The organism is Stenotrophomonas sp. VV52, from assembly GCF_002893095.1.
In the GTDB taxonomy this organism is placed as follows: Bacteria; Pseudomonadota; Gammaproteobacteria; order Xanthomonadales; family Xanthomonadaceae; genus Stenotrophomonas; species Stenotrophomonas aracearum.
Genome location: NZ_PKQQ01000012.1, coordinates 18,413 through 34,604 on the forward strand (window position 1 = coordinate 18,413; position 16,192 = coordinate 34,604).

A 16,192-nucleotide genomic window follows, 5' to 3' on the forward strand; every position below is an offset into this window, starting at 1 on the left:
CATGAAAGAGTCCGTCGATGTGTTCACTGCCCTTCGCGATCTCCTGCTCCCCCATCGGCAGCGGTTGCTCGTTGTCCACGATGAAGACGGCCACTTCTACGCCAACTGCCAGAACGCAGATGCCAAGGGCAAGGCACAGTTCTTTGGTGCAGTGAAGGCTTCAGGGCGTAAGTACGTCCTCCACTTCATGCCCATCTATGACTTTCCGGAGCTGCTGGACAGCATCAGCCCCGCACTGAGGAAGCGCAAGCAGGGGAAATCCTGCTTCAACTTCGACGCATACGATGCTGCTCTCATCCGGGAGCTGAAGGCGTTGGTCGACCAGGGTGTGGCGCGCTACGAAGTTGCCGGCAAGCTCTGAACGGACGCTGCCGGCAACGAAGCGATCAGCCTTGCGCCCCGCATGCGGTCACTTGCGCCGGCGCAGGGCTCATGTAGGTGACCTGCCCTGCACAGACCCGATAGGCGAACGAGATGCTGGCCACGCCAGGACCTGGAACGCTGGCCGTGTGCATGACCTTGCCATCGGGCGACAGCAACTTGATGCGGGCGCCATCCGGACTGGACGGGTTGCCAGGCGTTGTCAGCTCCAAGGTATAGCCACTGGAGAGCTGAAGCGTGGCGGCCTGGCTGGACGGGAGCTGCAGGTCGACGGCGACTGCCGGCAACGCATCCCGCTGCAGGGTGCCGGTGAACTGCACCCGCTGCGGGGCAACCGCAGACGAGGAGAACGAAACGCAACAAAGGGACAGTAAAGCGGCTGCAACCTTCATCGTGCACCTCCAATGTGTAGGAACCCAGAGTTGAGTCAACGCGTCCTGACGTGCGCAGCGTCGCCGTTACGGTGCAGAGAATCAAGTGCCCTCAGGCGGCCATCCCGCCTGCGTTGTCCCGCAGCTCCTGCCGGTAGGTGCGGCTGCACGGCAGGGTAGTGCCATCGCGCAGGTGCACGCGCGCATCGCCGGTTTCCAGCGGCTCGATCGAGGCCACGTGTGGCAGGGCCACCATGTAGCTGCGGTGGATGCGCACGAAGCGCTGCGGGTCCAGCCGCGTTTCCACGCCGGCCAGAGTGCTGCGCAGCGGGTAGTCATGCCCGCGCACGCGCAGGTTCACGTAGTTGCCGGCCGCCTGTACCCACTCGATGTCGCTGGCGGCGATCAGGAACTCCCTTCCCAGCTTGCGCACCAGGAAGCGCTCCGGTCGATCCACCGGCTCCAGCGGCGGACCCTGGTCCGGCGCGCTCAACAGGCTGACCTCGCCCCGCCAGCGTCGCATCATGAACCGGTAGCCTTCCATCACCAGCACGATGGAGATGAAGCTGCGTACGTCCTTGAGGTACTCGTAGGCCAGCTCGCGCGGCCATGGGCCGAAGTCGTACTCCTGGCCGACCGCGCGGTACGCCAGCATCCGCAGCGCCACCATGGCAGTTACGTGTACCAGGCACACCGCCATGCTCACCGGGATGTACTGGATCAGGCGCCGGCGCCAGTTGTCCCACAGCAGCGGGAAGCGGCGGGTGTACCAGGCCAGGAACGGGATCAGCACCAGCAGCCAGACCACCGCGCTGCTGGCCTCCCACACCACCGGCTTCCAGGTCTCGAAACCGGCATTGAGCCGGCGCAGGTCGATCACCGTGGTGATGCTGTTGCCCAGCAGGTTGGTCCCCACCAGAAACACCCAGAAGCCCCACTCCACCCAGCGTCGCCAGGGGAGATACCGTTCGTAGGGCATGGGATCGGGATGGGTCATCGGGAAAGTGTAGGCCGCAGGCCGGTGGCACACCATTCCGGTTCGTCCCTGTGGGCCCACGGCTCGTCCCCCAGCCCTTGCGGGCCGGCCCTTCGCGCTGGCGGGGCCGGGCGACTGGGCCCAGCGTTGGGCTACCTGCCCACTGGAGAGCACCATGCAACGCCGATACGACCTGGACTGGGTGCGCGTGTGCGCCTTTGGCGTGCTGGTCCTGTACCACGTGGGCATGTACTACGTGACCTGGGACTGGCATGTAAAAAGCCCGAATGCCAGCCACGCGCTGGAGCCCTTCATGGTGCTGACTGCGCCGTGGCGGCTGTCGCTGCTGTTCCTCGTCTCCGGCGCAGCGACCGCCTTCATGTTCGGAAAGATCGACGCCAGGGCGGGGGCTGGCGGCAGCCGACTGCGCCTGCTGGGGAGCCGCTCGTGGTTCCTGCTGGTGCCGCTGGTGTTCGGCATGGTCGTGGTGGTGACGCCGCAGTCCTACTACGAGGTGGTCGAGCAGCTGCCGGGTGGGTACCACCACGGTTACCTGACTTTCTGGGGCCAGTACCTTTCGGGCTACGAGGGCTTCTGCGACGCGGACGGCTGCCTGCGCGTACCCACGTGGAACCACCTGTGGTTCGTTGCCTACCTGTGGGTGTACACGGTGGTGATCTGGCTGCTGTGGAGCCTGGCGCCCGGTGCGCTGCGGGCGACTGGAACGGGAATGGAACGCATGCTTTCCGGGTACGGCGCGCTGATCTGGCCTGCCGTACTGTTGGCGGTGCTGCGGGTAACGCTTTCTGCCCGCTTCGAATCGACCCATGCACTGGTGGGCGACTGGTACAACCACGCGCAATACGGGGCAGTGTTCCTGCTGGGCTTCCTGCTGGCGAGGGCGGAGGCGTTCTGGAACGCCCTGGCCCGCTTGCGTTGGACCGCGCTGATCCTGTGGCTCGCCAGCTGGGCAGGACTGATCGCCTACTTCGTCACCTACTACGCCGAAAGTGAGCCGGTGCCGGCACTGCGCATGCTGATGCGGGCGGTGTGGGGCGTGAATCAATGGTGCGCGATCGTCGCGGTGCTGGGCTTTGCCCGGCATTGGAACCCCAGTGACAACCGCGCGTTGCGCTATCTCGTCCCAGCGGTGTTCCCGGTCTACATCCTGCACCAGACCATCATCGTGGTGGCCGCGCACAATCTGAAGCCGCTGGGTCTTGCGCCGCTGGTGGAGGGACCGTTGCTGGTGGTGGTGACGTTTGCACTGGCGTTCTTCCTCTACGAAGTCATCAGACGGATGACATGGGTGCGTCCGTTGTTTGGTCTGAAGATGCGTAGGCCCAGTGCGGCGACCCCGCTGCCATCGTCGCGGGTCAAGGTGTCGCCAACAACGGCGGCATCACCTCCACCAGCCAGTCGATGAAGACCCGCAGTCGATGGGTCACGTGTCGGTTGTTGGGGTACACCGCATGGAACGGATACGGCGCTGGCCGCCAAGGCTGCAGCACCTCCACCAGTGCCTTGCTGCGCAGCGCCGGGCCTGCCGCGTAGCTGAAGGTCTGCACCAGTCCCATGCCGGCAACGGCCGCCGCCAGATGTGCGTTACTTTCATTGATGCCGAGGCGGTGCTCTGCCTTGATCTCGAACGGGCCCTGCTCGCCCCGGAAGCGGAATGGCACTGGGCGCCCGCTCGAGGGCAGCAGATAGCTCACCAGCCGGTGCCCGTTACGCAGCTCATCCGGATAGGCCGGTACCCCATGTGCCTTGAGGTAGCTTGGGCTGGCGCAGGTGATCAGGTGCGCATTGCCGAGGTGGCGGGCCACCAGTGACGAGTCGTCCAGCGCGCCGCCGCGGATTACGCAGTCCACGTTCTCGCTGATCAGGTTGACCGTGCGATCAGAGACGCCCAACTCGATACGGATGTCCGGGTAACGTGCCATGAAGTCGGGCAGTGCCGGGATCAGCAGGTCGCGTGCGATGGAACCGCCAATGTCCACGCGCAGTAACCCGCGCGGCGCGCCACGGGCGGCACTGAAGGAGGCGTCGACGTCCTCCAGGTCGCGCAGCAGGCGACCCGCCTTCTCGTAGTACGCCTGGCCTTCGGCGGTAACAGACACCCGCCGGGTGGTCCGCTGCAGCAGGCGCACGCCAAGGTGGCCTTCAAGCTCGCGCACGAGCTTGCTCAGGGTGGTCACCGGCATGTCCAGCGAGTCTGCGGCCCGGGTGAAGCTGCCGGCTTCGACGACACGCGCGAAGGCGCGGATGGCGATGAGTTGGTTCATGGCATTGGATTATGCACCTGCGTGCATAGTCAATGTAATTCGGCAGTATTTATCGGACTATCGCCCGCGCCCATGATTCCTCCACCCCGCTGCCACCTTCCGGCAGCCCCAACGGAGAACATCATGAGCACTACCCTCAATGGCAAGGTCGCACTGGTCACCGGCGGCACCACCGGCATTGGCCTGGCTACCGCCCGGCACCTGGCTGCGCTGGGCGCCAAGGTCTTCATCACCGGCCGCCGCCAAGCTGAGCTGGATGCGGCAGTCGCCGCGATCGGTCCCGCGGCAACCGGCATCCGCGCCGATGCATCACGGCCCACCGACCTCGATGCGGTCTATGCGCAGATCGCCAGGCAGGCGGGCAAGCTGCACATCCTGTTCGCGAACGCCGGCGGTGGTGACATGCTGCCGCTGGGCGCAATCACCGAAGAACACTTCGACCGCATCTTCGCCACCAACGTACGCGGCGTGCTGTTCACTGTGCAGAAGGCGCTGCCACTGCTGGTGGATGGAGCTTCTGTCGTCCTCACCGGATCCACGGTGTCCATCCAGGGCACCGCCAACTTCAGCGTGTACAGCGCCAGCAAGGCGGCGGTGCGCAACTTCGCCCGCTCCTGGGCACTGGACCTGAAGGACCGCCATATCCGGGTCAACGTGGTCAGCCCCGGCCCGATCCGCACGCCGGGGCTGGGTGATCTGGTGCCGGACGAAGCGCGGCAGGGATTGTTCGATCACCTGGCGGCGCAGGTGCCACTGGGTCGGCTGGGCGAGGCGCAGGAAGTGGCCAATGCCGTTGCCTTCCTGGCATCGGATGAAGCGAGCTTCGTCAACGGCATCGAGTTCTTCGTGGATGGCGGCATGGCGCAGGTCTAAGCCTCCGGCCGTGCTAGCCTGCGCGGCTGCGCCCAACCACTCGCTTGCCCATGCCCTCGTCCCAAGCCCGCCTCGCCACCCGGGACACCGGATCCGCCTTCCGCACCCTCTGGCCGCTGTTGGCGGTCATGGTCTTCTTCCTCGGCAGCGGGTTCCTGGCCGGCAAGAACATCCAGACCATCCGGAAGGGCAGCGCACTGGTTATCCGCTCCCAGGCGACGATGAACGCCATGGGCGACGTCTCTCCGCGGTGCAGGACGCCGAGACCGGCCAGCGTGGTTACCTGTTGACCGGTGACGAGAGTTATCTCGAGCCCTACCGGACCGCGCTGGCCGTTGCCAGCACCCGGCTGGAGGCGATGGAAAGCGCGCTTTCAGACGATCCCGCGCAGCGTGACCGGCTCAAACTGCTGTCGCGCCGGGTCCAGGACAAGATGGACGAGCTGCGTGAAACCATCGACCTGCGCCGCAGCCAGGGGTTCGAGGCGGCGTTGGCCGTGGTCAACTCCAACAGCGGCAAGGCGGCCATGGATGACATCCGTGCGCGACTGGCGGCCATGCGCGCGATCGAACTCGACAAGCGGGCGGAGCGCCTGGCGGAAATGGAGTCCGCTTACAACACGGCGCTGAGCTCGGGCACGGCCAGCGCGGTGTTGGGAACGGTACTGACCATCTTCATCGCCTTCCTGCTGCGCCGACACACCCGCGCCCGCGAACGCGACGCCTGGCTGCAGCGCGGCCGGCTGGAGCTGGCCACCGCGACCGGTGGCGATCTGGACAGCGGTACGCTGGCGCGCACCAGCCTGGGCTTCCTCGCCCGATTCACCGGCGCCGAGGCCGGCATGCTGTTCGTGCCGGAGGGCTCCGGCTTCAGGCAGATCGGTGCGGTGGGCACCGCCTCGCCGACCGATGCGCCTGAAGACGGCGAGCTTCGCGGGAGTGGCAGCCTGCTCGGCCGCGCCGTGGACGAAAAGCGTGTGATCGTGGTGTCCGATGTGCCGCCGGGCTACTTCACGGTGGGCTCGGGCCTGGGCCAGGCCCAGCCGCGCCATCTGGTGATCGCACCCAGCCTCCACGAGGGCGAAGTAAGCGGCGTCATCGAGCTGGGCTTCTTCGGTGCGGTGCCGGCCGAGGTTGTGGAGCTGCTTGAGCGCGCCTCCGGAGACATGGCCGTTGCCCTGCGCTCCGCCGCGTACCGCGCCAGGCTCTCCGAGCTGCTGGCCAAGACCCAGCGGCAGTCCGAAACGCTGCAGGTGCAGAGCGAGGAACTGCGCGTTTCGAACGAAGAACTTGAAGAACAGAGCCGCGCGCTGCGTGCGTCCCAGCACGAGCTGGAAGAACAGCAGGCCGAGCTGGAGCAGACCAACAACCAGCTGTTCGACCAGTCGCAGCAGCTGGAGGACGAGCGCGACAAACTGGCCCGCGCCAATGCGGCGATCGTGGCCGAATCCAACAACGTACAGCGCGCCAGCCAGTACAAATCCGAGTTCCTGGCCAACATGTCGCACGAGCTGCGCACGCCGCTGAACTCCGCGCTGATTCTCTCCAAGCTGTTGGGCGACAACCGCGAAGGCAACCTCAGCGCGGAACAGGTGAAGTTCGCGCGCACCATCCACGCCTCCGGTACCGACCTGCTCAACCTCATCAACGAGATCCTGGACCTGTCCAAGATCGAGGCAGGCCACATCGAAGTGCACGCCGAGCGCTTCGGGGTGGAGAAGCTGCTGACCGACGTCTCGGCCCTGCTGGGCCCGGTGGCCAACGAGAAGGGGCTGACGTTCGACGTGTCCACAACGGCTGACTGCCCGGCAATCATCGAGTCGGACCGCCAGCGCATCGAACAGATACTCAAGAACCTGCTCTCGAACGCGTTGAAGTTCACCGACGTCGGCGGAGTCAGCGTGGTCGCCTCTGCAACGCATGATGGCAAGGTGGCGTTCGCGGTGACCGACAGCGGCATCGGCATTGAACCCGAACAGCAGTCGCGCATCTTCGAAGCCTTCCAGCAGGCCGACGGCTCCATCAGTCGGCGCTACGGCGGTACCGGCCTTGGACTGTCGATCTCGCAGGAACTTGCGCGACTGCTTGGCGGCGACATCAGCGTGGAAAGCGAACCCGGCAAGGGCAGCTGCTTCCGCCTTGTAGTGGCGGCTCGGTTGGCCAGTACGGAGCGCCCGGCGGCATCTGCAGCGGTATCCGTGCCTGCCGCAATGGCCCCCGTCCGCCCGGCCAAGGCGCAGGATACGCGTAGCCCGGCGCCCAGCAGCAACGGTCGTGGCCTGATCCTGATCATCGAAGACGACATCGCCTTCGGCGAGATCGTCAGCGACCTGGCGCAGGAGATGGGCTTCCGGGCGCAGGTAGCACGCACCGCGAGCGAAGCGCTCGCTGCAGCCCGCAGCGAGCTTCCGCACGCCATCGTGCTGGACATCGGCCTGCCCGACCAGTCCGGTCTCTCGGTACTCGACGTGCTCAAGCACGACATGCGGACCCGCCACATTCCCATCCACGTCGTCTCTGCAATGGACCATTCGCACAAGGCGTTGTCGCTCGGTGCGGTGGGGTACCTGGGCAAGCCGGCCACCCGCGAAGAGCTCGCCGGCGTGCTCGACTCGCTGGAGCGTCGTCTGTCGCAGCGCCCGCGTCGGGTGCTGGTGGTGGAGGATGACGCCGTACAACTGGATGCCGTGCGCGAGCTGCTGGCGGTAGCGGATGTCGAAACCATCGGCGCGCGCTCCGCATCGGAGTGCCTGCAGGCGCTGGAACAGCACAGCTTCGACTGCATGGTGCTCGACCTCACCCTGCCCGACGCCTCCGGCTTCGAGCTGCTCGAGCTGCTCACCGAGAAGAGCGTGCACGCGCTGCCGCCGGTGATCGTCTACACCGGCCGCGTGCTCTCGCAAGCCGAAGAGATGCGCCTGGGCCGTTACTCCAGCTCCATCATCATCAAGGGTGCGCGCTCACCCGAGCGCCTGCTCGATGAGGTCACCCTGTTCCTGCACAAGGTGGTCAGCGACCTGCCGGAATCGCAGCAGGGCATGATCCGCACCGCGCAGCATCGCGACACCGCGCTGGAAGGCCGTCGCGTGCTGATCGTCGAGGACGACGTGCGCAACATCTACGCGCTGATGAACGTGCTGGAGCCGCACGGCTGCAAGGTCACCATCGCGCGCAACGGCCAGGAGGCCATCGACACACTGACCAACGCGGTCGATGGCCCCGCACCGATCGAGCTGGTGCTGATGGACATCATGATGCCGGTCAAGGACGGCCTGACCGCCACCCGCGAGATCCGCCAGGACGGGCGCTTCAGCAAGTTGCCGATCATCGCCCTCACTGCCAAGGCGATGCCCGACGACCAGCAGCAGTGCATCCAGGCCGGTGCCAGCGATTACGTGGCCAAGCCGCTGGATGTGGACAAGCTGGTGTCGCTTATCCGGGTGTGGTTGATGGCGTAAGTGCGGGCTAGGTGCGTGCCCTGTCCGCCGGATGGTTGACGCCGTCTTCGACGGCGACGTCAGCAATGGCAAACGGATTGATGCCTTCCAGGCAACCGACGTTGAAGCCGTACTGCTCCGGGTTTGAACGGCGCTGGTGGTGCGTGTAGATCCCACAGATGCCGCAGAAGTAGTGCTTGGCCGCGTGGGTGTTGAACTGGTAAAGCTTCAGCTGTTCCGCACCCTTTACAACGTGCAACCCGGCCAGCGGCACGGACGCCACCACCGCACCCTTGCGCCGGCAGATGGAGCAGTCGCACCGGCGCGGGCTCACGATGCCATCGGGCAGATCAAGCTCAAGTTCCACCGCGCCGCAGTGGCAGGTGGCGCGGTGTCTGGGCTGGATGGGGACGCCGCCTACTTCCTTCAGCATGTTTCAGGTCTCCGACGCGCATGGAAAACTTGCATGATGCACGCGCGACCTCAGCTTGCGGTGCCCATTCGCCCTTCCGTGGCTTGCCGCGACGCGCGCAGGTAGCGGCAGTACTTTCCGATGAAGATACCGGTGAAACTGCCGGACAACAGCAGGTAGGCGGCACTGAAGGTGGCGTTCGCGCTCAGCGAAGGCGACACCGCCAGTGCGGACTCGAAGCCATACTTCACCGCAAACGTGATCAGCAGCAGCGGCAGCAACGTGAAGTCGGCGCTGCGCCACAGCTTGCCCGTGGCCGGGTTCATCGTCAGCGTGGCGCGACGCAACAGCATCCAGCCAATGCCCATGCCTGCAACGATGCCGACCAGCCATTCACCCCAGGCGACCCAGGACGCGCCGTAGCGCTGGCTGATCGACCACAGGCCCCAGACGGTGAACAGCGCGGGCACGATGGCCAGCTTGGCCAGCGAGGTTTCCCCGGGCTTCCTGGCGGCGATGCCACGGGTCAGCAGGAAAATGAGAAGCGCCCAGACCCAGAGGGGGGTATGCGAGGCGAACTGCTGCAGCATGTTCATGGGACGTCCTTGGCTTCGATGGGGCGCCGGTACAGCGCCGCGGTGTAGGCAAATTCTCCGGTTGCGTTACCCCGGGGCCAAGTGACAGCTGTCAGCCATCGCGGCGTACACCCGGAGGTAGAGCCGGGCCCTGCCCGGCTATCAAAGATCAGTCCGGAAGTGGAAGGAACTCACCGTAAGCCCCTCCCGGAAATAGAACCGGTGCGCCTGCGCGCGCTGCACCCCGGAGTCCAGGTGGAGCTGCACGCATCCCTTGGCCCGGGCCTCCTCCTTGAGCCAGTCCAGCAGCGCACGCCCATGGCCCCTGGAGCGCTGGCGCGCGTCGGTACTCAAGTCATCCACGTACATCAGCGGCCCACCGGTATAGAGCATCTCGAAGATCCGGAAACCTCCCACGGCGCGCACCTCGCCTTCCTCGAACGCCGCCGCCTGGCGGTAGCCGCCGTCCATCATGCGCCGAACCGTGGCGAGGTAGTCGTCGGCCGCAATGTCCGGGCGCAACTGCCGCATGACATCGCGGGCGGCAAGAATCTCTTCATCGGCGCGCAATTCGGCAACGTTCATGGCAGATCGCCTCGTGTTGAAACAGCGGTGTACGTCGGTCGTCGCAGGTAGCGCCAGGAGACAGCAAGCGCAACGCCGAATGTAATGAGCATCGACGCAATGACCCAAGGCCACAGTCGATTAAAGGTTGGTGGCCCATTTGCGATGGTCGGGTAGTAGTTGCTGTCGATCAGGACGAACGCATGCGGCAGGAACACCGTGAAAATCGGCGTCGGCACAGGAGCGATCAGCAGTGTGGCTACCAGGGAGAACACCACGACAGCCGCCGTACTGCGGACGGCGCGGCGGCGCATGTAGCGTGCAAAGAGATAGAACCCAAGCAGCAAGGGCGAGGACAGGATTGCCCAGAGCAAAAGCCAGAAGGGTATGGCGATTACAAGCTGCATGGGTGGATCCGCCGGGGGCCGCCGCCAGTCTACCTCCGCCGACGCCCGGGTTTCATGTGCCCGTCTTCGCCCCGGCGCTTACAGGTACTTCAACCACGCGATATCACGCCGGGCCGCCTTGAAGCGGGAGAACCAGGCGGTCGGAATGTACAGCGGAACGATCAGCGCCACGTACCAGGCCAGTACCCAGCCGTAGTTCCCGACGCCGAACACGCTCCCCTGGTTGGGCCCCCAGACGGCGAGGGCACCGTGGTAGAGCAGGCGCAGCACGCTGAGGTGGAGCAGGTAGAAGAACATCGGGGCGCCGCCGAACACCGCCAGCGCCGCCGAAATCCGGCCTTCGCGCAGCAGCTCGAAGGCGGCTAGCAGCAACGCACCCACGCCCAGCGTGAGCAGCAGGAACAGCAGCGAGGGCGGGTATTTGGTCAGCGCCAGGAAGCTCATCACCGTTCGCATCGGGTCGCCTTCCACCACGAACCACGGCGCATCGCCGTAACCGTTCCACAGGCGCACCAGGAAGAACGCCAGCAGCATGGCCGTGCCCAGCCAGATCAGCCGACGCCGACGCGCAGGAGCGGCGACACCCGGCGAGAACCAGGGACCAATGGCAAAGCCGAGCACGATCACGCCGATCCACGGCAGCACCGGGTAGGTGGTCTTGGCGACAAAACCAAACGGAAGGTCGATGACATCACGCTGGTGCAGCATCGCCCACGGCGCGAACAGCGGATGACCCGGTTCCAGCCGGATGCCGTCAAGCAGGTTGTGGCCGCACACGATCAGCAGGCCACCGACCAGCAGCAGCCGGCGCGGCAGGCCGATGAGCAGCGCCAGCACGATCATGCACACGCCGATGCACCAGATCACCTGCAGCCAGAAGGTGGGCGCGGCAATGCCCCAGTACAGCTCGGACAGGAAGAACACTTCAAGCGCCATCAGCACCAGCCCGCGCTTGATCAGGTACATGCGGGTCTCTGCCAGCGTGTGCTTCGTACTGAACAGGTAGGCAGAAATGCCCGTGAGCGCCACGAAGATGGGTGCACACAGACTCACCGCCAGGCGCGCCCAGTACATCGCCGGCAGCGCCGTGGTGGCATCGATGGGATCGGCCACCGGTACATGCAGGAACCAGGTCTCGCGCAGGTGGTCGAGCAGCATCAGGACCATTACGAAGCCACGCAGCGCGTCGATGCTATACAGGCGACCCGCACCCGGCTTGGCACCGAGGGGAGCATTCATCCCCATCGGCATGGAAGTCGGGGTACCGGTCATCTGTTCTCCTTCGATCAACTGCTTCAGCCCGGCAGAGGCGCGGCGCCGCAGGGGCTCGCAACCTGTGCAGGGACACTAGACTAGAAATGTTATAATATCTCAATTCAAGTCACAAACAGCCGACGTCATCCAGAGCTGCAGACTGCTAGGGACCGACACGAGCAATGGGCAGGCGACTCCCATCACTACTGTCCACGGCGCGAAGGGTTATCCCATCCGGCCCCGCCCTGAAATCCACACGGATGCTGGGTTCGCCTCGAGGCAAGGCCGGGACCCCTGAGATCTGGAACGTGCCCAACGACTCAGTTGCGTCGACGCGATCGGCGTCCCCTAGCAACATGTGGATGCGGATCTGGTCCTGGCCATCCTCTGCCGTGCTGAACGTCTGGGAAAGTGAGCACGGAAGACCGCACCCTTTGGCAAGCAGCGGAGTAAACACGCCGCCCAACGTTTCGATGCCAATGGACTGAGCAAGTGCGCCGTCCGACACGGGCATCGCGCTCGGCGGCGCAGCCAGAGTCGGGGCTTCATCCAGGTTGGCACAGCCGACGAGGCAGAGAGTGACGACCCCAAGGCAGGCTATCGTAAGTTGAGTCATGCTCGCATGCTGCCACGAACACCCCCGCAGCACAGCAAAACGGCCCATCAGCCCGGCCCGCGTTCCGGTCAGCTTCCCACCAGAGTGAGTGCCAGCTGCGGCGAGTCTTCGCCAACGACGCAGACTCGCCACACGTGCGTCCATACCCTCACATCAGGTGCGGACGCTCCGAACCGAACAGCAGGCGCTTGGCCCCTTCGCGCCATACCTGCGGGCACGCTTGGCCGCGCACTACGGCTGCAACGGTATAGGCGTAGCCGCGGTTGCTCGGATTGACGTGGCCAAGCACGGCCTCGGCCTGCTGTACCGAGGCATTCGCCCGCACCGCATCGACGAACGCCACCATGCGCGCTGCCTCGTCCGGGTCGGTGGCCAGCACCTTCTCACGCCATGCCGCTTCATCGCGGCCGTGCCGCAACGCCAGTGCCCACATGGTCCAGATGGAATCCCCATCCACGCCCGCCTCGGCCGGGAGCCCCAGTGCCTTCTCGGCCACGTCGGCCGACGCGCCATCGGACGCGGCAACCAGGCGAACCATGCGGGGCAACAGTTCGGCATCGGCCTGCGCCAATTCCAGCGCCTGCGCGTACTCGCCCCGCCCAAGCGGTAGATAGGCATCGTACGGCGAGCCGGTAGCCTCGCCGCTGTCGAGCGCCAACATGTTGGTCAGGTGGGCCGACTGGGACGCCAGCGACTCGATCTCGCCCGGGCTGGCGCCCAGCATGCGTTTGATGCGTGCCAACTCCGGTGCCACGAACTCCGCCGTCTGCTCCGACATCGCCGACTTCGACAGGACCTCGTTGGCGCCGGCCCAGTCGCCGCGAGCGGCAAGCACGTAACCGCTCGCAAGCGCGAACCACGGCTCCTGCGGCCAGCGGCGATGTCCAGCGGAGAACGCCTCGTCCTGCTCCGGACCATCAGCCATGCAGCGCACCGCCAGATAGGCCAGCGACGAAGACCCAGGCTTACGCTCGGACATCTGCCGCTGGCGAGCACACACTGCCTCGTGCGCTTGGCCCTCGCCGAGCTCCTGCTCCATGCGCAGCGTCGCCACGTCCTCGGGATACCGCGTCAGTCGATCTGCAATGAGGCCCGGCATGTTGTCCGAGTACATCGCAGCTGCAGAAAGCCACGTTGTCAGGTGGCGCGAGCCCGGCGCATCCCAGCGCGCATGGGCCATGACCAGGGCCGCACGCTGCTCGTCGCTGTTGACGAAGCCCAGCTGCTGCTGCGGAGACAGATCGCCCATGGCCGTCAGCACCGAACGTGTGCCTCCGGTTCCATACTTGGTCGAAATGGAGGTCGGCGGCGTCTCCAGCACGACGTCGGCATCGGTGGCCGACCAGCGCTGCGCACCCAGCTTGCGCTCAGGGGCGCCCTCTGCACCGCCATAGACCGCCGTCCACTCCACCAGCGGCGCCGCACCGGCCACGTTGTACGTGAAGTGCGAACGGCCAGGCATGCGCTCACTGTCGAAGGACTCGATCAGCTGCCCGTCCGCGCTGTGCGTGACCACCTTGTGCGCGGTCCCCGGTGCCACGTCCACGGTGGCGCTCTGCTGCGGCTGCAGCGCGACCGTAGTGCCGTCGACGGTCACCCGCACCGCTGTGGCCAGGCCGTTGTACAGCGAGACCGTCGCGGTGCCGGTGTGCATGCCGAACACCAGCACGCCGACCACGATGGCCGCCGCAACCGACGCACGCACGACGCTGGCCGCCCAGCCGTCGGCGGTCTGGAATCGATCCCACCAGCCCAGCTTGGTCTGCAGCTTGCGCTCCTGGCCGGGGACCAGCACCGGGTAGCCCGCGGGAACCCGCGACGGCGTCGGTGCGGCGGGCGCCGCCTCGCCGGAATCCAGGCGCCCGACCACGGCGTCTTCGTTCGCCAGCAGCGCCTCCAGCGCCGCCGCGCGCAGCAGTGAGAGTGTGCCGCAGGTATGCGCAACCCAACCGCCCGCGCGCTGCACCCAGTCGTTGATGTTCTGCTGCGATGGTCCGAGCAGGCCCAGCTCGCCCAGCGCCTGCGCCAGGGGCTGGCCACCGTGCTCGACCACGGTCGCGTCGACGACGCAGTCCCCGGCGCGGCCGTAGATGAATTCGAGGGCGCGCTGCACGCGATCGGCGTCACCGAGCAGTCGGCGCATCTCCTTGTCGGAAACGCGCTTGTCGGCCGTCACCACGTGCAGCGTGTTGACGAAGACCCCGTACACATCGCGCAGGTCCGCCTCCACGTGTTCGCAGAAGTGCAGCAGGGCGACCTGGCCTTCCAGCACCGCCTCCCAACCTTCGCTGTTGCGGCGCGCGGCCAGCCGGTGCAGGCTGCGGCACTCCTGATCGTGCTGGACGACGGCCTGGCGCAGCGGTGCGATCTCTGCATCCAGGGTCGCGATGGCCGGGCCGAGGCGCCGGGCGTCCAGCACCTGGCCGCGCCAATGCACGCGGTTTCCCGACGCACGCAGGTGACCCAATCGGGCGGCGTCCAGCGTCGCGCGCTCTTCTTCCAGCACGCGCAGCTGCTGCAGTGCCTGGCCATGCCGGGCTGCATACAGGCCGGCGATGCGCTCGCGCACCTCGGTGTTGTCCAGCGGCGTCAGCGTACGCAGGAACAGCTCGGCGGGCGTGGCGACACCACGCACGAAGGAGCGACGCAGGTAGGTTCCCTGGTAGCGATGGTGCATGGCGCGGATGTCGAACTCGGCGTCGAGCCGGCTCAGCGTTTCCGCACCGTCGGCGAAGGCCGGCGGCGTCTCGCGGAGCATGTCGCGGGTGATCTGGTGCCGGAGCGCGTCCGCATCGCGGAACAGCAGCATGGCAGGGCGTTCGTCGATGGCAGCCGCCACGTAACGTCGCTTCAGGTTGTTTTCGCGGTCGGCGTTGGCCGGATGCGTGGACCACATCTGCGGCACGCGCACCATCGCACTGCGGAACACGCGATGCTGCTCGCGGTCGCTCTCCGGCAGCTGCGGTGGATCGGCATACAGCGGGTCGGGCGACACCCGGCGCAGGTTGGCGAGCATCCGCGTCTGCACTGCGAACAGGTCGGCCACGGCACGGCCGGCCTCGAACTCGCGCGAGGCGAAGGCCACCGACCGGTCCCAGGCTTCGTCCGCCGCGCCCAGCCGGTGCAGGGCATGCACCAGCGCATCGCTGCCGGCCAGCGAGGCGGCCACCAGGTCGGCCTGATACTCCATCTCGCGCGACAGGGCACGCTCGGACAGCGCGACCACGCTGAAGGCGGTGTCCACCAGCGAGCGGATGGCCCAGACCACCAGCGACAGCAGCCAGCCTACCCAGGCGATGCGGAAGTCCGTGCGCGAAAGGCCGGCCAGGAACGTATCCAGCGCATCGCGCCGGGCCACCAGCTGGCTGGCGATCTGGTGGGCCACGTACACCCAGCGCCCCACCGCCATCGTGCGCTGCGCGAAGTGGCCGAACTCATGGCCCAGCACCGCCTTGAACTCGGTCAGGTTCAGCGCATTGACAAGCGCCAGCCCGATGTCCAGGTTCTTGCGCGAGGGCAGCAGCAGGTTGAACAGCGAAAGGTCGTAGAAGACCCCGGCGTTGACCCGCGAGGACAGATACACCCGCTTGGGCCGCGGCGCGCCGGCCTCGTCGGCCAGGCGGTGCAGGAATGCGAACAGCTCAGGCTGGTCGGCCGGCTTGAGCTCCAGCTCCTTGGACGCCTGGCCACGCTTGAGGAAGATCAGCCCCTTGGCCATGAACGCAGCCAGGAACAGCGCGCACACGCCCACGATGATGTTCACCAGCGTGTTGCCGCCCTCGCCGGACACAAGCGTGCGGAGTACACGGAACGCGGTCCAGCCAAACCAGCCCATCAGGGCAAAGTAGGCAGCGGCGAAACTCAGCAGGCCGGCCACCGCAAGCCATGCATGGCGTCGGTACGCGGAGCTGGGTGCGGTCAACTGAGCAGGCACGGCCGAAGGCCCCGCCGGATAAAGCGAATCCAACATGATCATCCCCCTGTTGTAGTGCCCCGCGCGGTCCCCCCGGACATGGCGCGGAACGTACCCGGCGTCATGCCC

At 66.2% G+C, this 16,192-nt stretch carries 14 protein-coding genes; 4 read left to right on the forward strand and 10 right to left on the reverse strand.

The window, feature by feature from the left end:
* The first annotated feature begins 1 nt into the window (after nucleotide 1).
* Nucleotides 2-361, forward strand: a complete 360-nt coding sequence (locus tag C2U58_RS16860) for a hypothetical protein (RefSeq protein WP_102946910.1) — start codon at nucleotides 2-4, stop codon at nucleotides 359-361.
* A 25-nt stretch (nucleotides 362-386) separates the two neighbouring features.
* Here C2U58_RS16860 and C2U58_RS16865 read toward each other — a convergent pair whose 3' ends face one another.
* Nucleotides 387-773: a hypothetical protein gene (locus C2U58_RS16865; RefSeq protein WP_102946911.1), complete on the reverse strand. Its 387-nt coding sequence runs from the start codon at nucleotides 771-773 to the stop codon at nucleotides 387-389.
* Between the two features lie 91 nt (nucleotides 774-864).
* Nucleotides 865-1,749, reverse strand: a complete 885-nt coding sequence (locus C2U58_RS16870) for a LytTR family DNA-binding domain-containing protein (RefSeq protein ID WP_102946912.1) — start codon at nucleotides 1,747-1,749, stop codon at nucleotides 865-867.
* Between the two features lie 154 nt (nucleotides 1,750-1,903).
* Between C2U58_RS16870 and C2U58_RS16875 the strand changes: the two genes are divergently transcribed.
* Nucleotides 1,904-3,154, forward strand: coding sequence for an acyltransferase family protein (locus tag C2U58_RS16875; protein ID WP_102946913.1), 1,251 nt, complete (start codon nucleotides 1,904-1,906; stop codon nucleotides 3,152-3,154).
* Here C2U58_RS16875 and C2U58_RS16880 read toward each other — a convergent pair.
* Nucleotides 3,105-4,013: a LysR family transcriptional regulator gene (locus C2U58_RS16880; RefSeq protein ID WP_102946914.1), complete on the reverse strand. Its 909-nt coding sequence runs from the start codon at nucleotides 4,011-4,013 to the stop codon at nucleotides 3,105-3,107. The genes C2U58_RS16875 and C2U58_RS16880 overlap by 50 nt on opposite strands.
* A 123-nt stretch (nucleotides 4,014-4,136) precedes the next feature.
* Here C2U58_RS16880 and C2U58_RS16885 point away from each other — a divergent pair, with 123 nt between their 5' ends.
* Nucleotides 4,137-4,886, forward strand: a complete 750-nt coding sequence (locus C2U58_RS16885; protein WP_102946915.1) for an SDR family oxidoreductase — start codon at nucleotides 4,137-4,139, stop codon at nucleotides 4,884-4,886.
* A 13-nt stretch (nucleotides 4,887-4,899) separates the two neighbouring features.
* Here the strand turns inward: C2U58_RS16885 and C2U58_RS20105 are convergent, their stop codons facing one another.
* Nucleotides 4,900-5,118 carry a hypothetical protein gene (locus C2U58_RS20105; protein WP_172448176.1) on the reverse strand — a complete coding sequence of 73 codons (219 nt, stop codon included), beginning with the start codon at nucleotides 5,116-5,118 and terminating at the stop codon, nucleotides 4,900-4,902.
* An 18-nt stretch (nucleotides 5,119-5,136) separates the two neighbouring features.
* Here C2U58_RS20105 and C2U58_RS16890 point away from each other — a divergent pair, with 18 nt between their 5' ends.
* Nucleotides 5,137-8,343: a response regulator gene (locus tag C2U58_RS16890; protein ID WP_172448177.1), complete on the forward strand. Its 3,207-nt coding sequence runs from the start codon at nucleotides 5,137-5,139 to the stop codon at nucleotides 8,341-8,343.
* Between the two features lie 7 nt (nucleotides 8,344-8,350).
* Here C2U58_RS16890 and C2U58_RS16895 read toward each other — a convergent pair whose 3' ends face one another.
* From C2U58_RS16895 to C2U58_RS16925, 6 genes are all read right to left on the reverse strand, one after another.
* Nucleotides 8,351-8,755: a GFA family protein gene (locus tag C2U58_RS16895; RefSeq protein ID WP_102946917.1), complete on the reverse strand. Its 405-nt coding sequence runs from the start codon at nucleotides 8,753-8,755 to the stop codon at nucleotides 8,351-8,353.
* Between the two features lie 50 nt (nucleotides 8,756-8,805).
* Nucleotides 8,806-9,330 (reverse strand): DUF6622 family protein, encoded by a 525-nt coding sequence (locus C2U58_RS16900; RefSeq protein ID WP_102946918.1) that lies wholly within the window; start codon nucleotides 9,328-9,330, stop codon nucleotides 8,806-8,808.
* Nucleotides 9,331-9,471: 141 nt separating this feature from the next.
* Nucleotides 9,472-9,894, reverse strand: coding sequence for a GNAT family N-acetyltransferase (locus C2U58_RS16905; protein WP_102946919.1), 423 nt, complete (start codon nucleotides 9,892-9,894; stop codon nucleotides 9,472-9,474).
* Nucleotides 9,891-10,280, reverse strand: coding sequence for a hypothetical protein (locus tag C2U58_RS16910; protein WP_102946920.1), 390 nt, complete (start codon nucleotides 10,278-10,280; stop codon nucleotides 9,891-9,893). Before C2U58_RS16910 ends, C2U58_RS16905 begins: the two co-directional genes overlap by 4 nt.
* 78 nt (nucleotides 10,281-10,358) lie before the next feature.
* Nucleotides 10,359-11,552 carry a heparan-alpha-glucosaminide N-acetyltransferase domain-containing protein gene (locus tag C2U58_RS16915; protein ID WP_102946921.1) on the reverse strand — a complete coding sequence of 398 codons (1,194 nt, stop codon included), beginning with the start codon at nucleotides 11,550-11,552 and terminating at the stop codon, nucleotides 10,359-10,361.
* 746 nt (nucleotides 11,553-12,298) lie between these two features.
* The gene (locus tag C2U58_RS16925) at nucleotides 12,299-16,120 is read right to left on the reverse strand and encodes a M48 family metallopeptidase (protein WP_216362414.1); all 3,822 of its coding nucleotides are present in this window, start codon (nucleotides 16,118-16,120) and stop codon (nucleotides 12,299-12,301) included.
* Nucleotides 16,121-16,192 lie beyond the last annotated feature (72 nt).